General features: G+C 30.6%; 2 protein-coding genes. Both read left to right on the forward strand.

Annotation, left to right across the window (positions count from 1 at the left end; genetic code table 11):
* Positions 1 to 493: 493 nt before the first annotated feature.
* On the forward strand, positions 494 to 1,200 hold a 707-nt coding region (locus AFK68_RS44095), incomplete at its 3' end, for a P-loop NTPase fold protein (protein ID WP_371357208.1).
* Positions 1,201 to 1,225: 25 nt separating this feature from the next.
* A partial coding sequence (locus tag AFK68_RS02635; RefSeq protein ID WP_246843957.1) for a P-loop NTPase fold protein occupies positions 1,226 to 2,647 on the forward strand: 1,422 nt, incomplete at its 3' end.

Raw genomic sequence — 2,647 nt, forward strand, 5'->3', positions numbered from 1 at the left:
GTTTAGTTCAGTTATCAATTATCAGTTATCATTTATCAGCTATGAGTTATCAGTATCTATTCAGTATCTTACTTAACTTAATGTTGTGATATTTTACTGTAGGGGTTTGGTCTCCAAACCCAAGCCAAAATCCGATGGAAAAGCCAAATCTATACAGTCTTGTTTCACGAATAATTTCTGATAGCTAGAAAATCTTACTTTGAACTTTTAACTATTGTCAGATTTTACCGTAGGGGTTTGGTCTCCAAAACCAAGCCAAAATCCGATGGAAAAAAACAAATCCCTATAGTCTTTTTTTACGAATCATCTATCAGTTATCAGTTATCAGTTATCAGTATCTATTCAGTATCTTACTTAACTTATGTTGTGATATTTTACTGTAGGGGTTTGGTCTCCAAACCCAAGTCAAAATCCCATGGAAAAAAACAAATCCCTATAGTCTTTTTTTCTGATAGTTATAAAATCTCACTTCTAACTTTTAACTTTTAAAATCATGCCCGAATCTACAGATAAATCCAACAAAATTATTACTGTGGGAGACCAACCAACAATCAAAGATGAGCTTGGTTTTGCTCCTTATGTAATAGCTATGGCTGAATTTTTAACTAATGAAAATACAAAACCTCCACTGACTATTTCTATTGAAGGTGAATGGGGTAGTGGTAAATCTTCTTTTATGAAACAGTTGGAAAAGGAGATTCTTAAGAAGTCTGAAGAGTTAGATAAAAAAGATTTAGCAGAGGTTTGGCAGAAAATTAAAAAAGACCAGATTATTTTTAGCAATCTATCAGATATTGGTAAGTTTTTCAGATTAGGATTAAAGCAAAAAACTCAAACAGTTTGGTTTAATGCTTGGCGACATGATAAGTCTGAGTCACTTTGGGCGACTTTTGCTCTTTCTTTCTTGGAGGATTTATCTAAAAATCGCAATGTTTATGATTTTTTCTATAATTTATATAGTCACTATAAGTTAATTATTTATCGTTTAAATTTTAAGGATAAACCGTTTAAAACTATTCAAACTTTGGTGATGGTTTCTTTGATTTTTAGTATTACTATAACTATTCCATTTGTATATTTGAAATTTGGCGTTGAAGGAATTTCTCAGTTGTCTGAAAATTTGGCTGGTCTTGTAAATTCAGATTCAAAAGACCAAGATAAAAGTGAAAAAGAAGATTCTGAAACAACTAACAATGAGAANACTATAACTATTCCATTTGTATATTTGAAATTTGGCGTTGAAGGAATTTCTCAGTTGTCTGAAAATTTGGCTGGTCTTGTAAATTCAGATTCAAAAGACCAAGATAAAAGTGAAAAAGAAGATTCTGAAACAACTAACAATGAGACAGAGAAAAATAATAACCAAGACTCAGAATCAATTAATAATGAAGATGCCAATAATTTTTTAAATAATTTTTTAAATAATTCGTTAAATAATTTATTAAAACTGCTCGGAGTTAGCGGTTCGGTTGCTGGAATGGGAAAACTTTTAGGAATAATAAAAAACTTAATTGGTGACGATAAAATGGATTTGACTCAATATCTTCAGTCTCCTGATTATGAAAAGGAAGCTGCTTTTATTGAAAAATTTCACGAAGATTTCTCTAAAATTGTTCGTGCTTATGTAGGCAAAAATGAGAAAATTTATGTTTTTATTGATGACCTTGACCGTTGTGAATTGGGTAAATCTGCGGATTTATTGCAAGGTCTAAATATGATGATTTCTAATGATCCGAATTTGATTTTCATTTTGGGAATGGATCGGGAAAAGGTGGCAGCTTCGATAACTTTTAAACAAAAAGATGTGATTCCTTTTCTAGCTTCAATTGCTAAAGAAAATCAAGAGTGGGAAAATAGAAATGATAGGTCTATCAAACAAGTAGATTATGGTTTTAGTTTTCTGGAAAAGTTCGTGCAATTATCATTCTCTGTTCCTGAATCTTCTCCTAATACGTTAAATAATTTTCTGGAAAAAGGATCTGAAGCTCAGATAAAAATAGAAACTGATGAGAAAAAAGACTTTTTTTGGATTCCTCATAGTTTAATTGCTAAAACATTTGATATTCCCAAAAGGTTTAAGGATGCAAAACTTATAGTTAAAGAATTGAGAGAAAAAATCTTCAACAGATCATCTTCACCAAAAGAAGAGCCAAAAACAGAAGTAGAAGAATATCCAATTTTAGAACAAAGCTCAGAATTTGAAGAAACAGAGGTTTCCTATCCAGAATTACCTATTTTCCCAGTTATTGAAAAAGATTTAGAGCCAGAAAACCTTGCTAACTTGATTGAAATAGTTGCTCCTTTTTTTGATAATAATCCACGTCGTTTCAAACAATATGTTAATGCTCTGACATTAAAAATTTATATTGCTTATTATTCTATTGGAGTCACTTTTGATGAGAAACAAACAATAACCATAGAACAGATGGGTAAGTTTACTGCACTAACACTTAAATACCCCCGTCTTCTTTTTGAACTTAAAAATAATAATCAACTACTTGCTGAGTTAGAAAAATTTGCTATCGATCAATCTCCTGGATTAAATAACTCTATAATGCCATTAAAGGATAAAGGAAGTGCAAGTTATTGGATTAATAATTACCCAAAAATTCAACAGTTACTTTGCTCTAAAATGACATCGAATAAT

The organism is Hydrocoleum sp. CS-953 (assembly GCF_002260545.1).
Classification (GTDB): Bacteria; Cyanobacteriota; Cyanobacteriia; order Cyanobacteriales; family Microcoleaceae; genus Trichodesmium.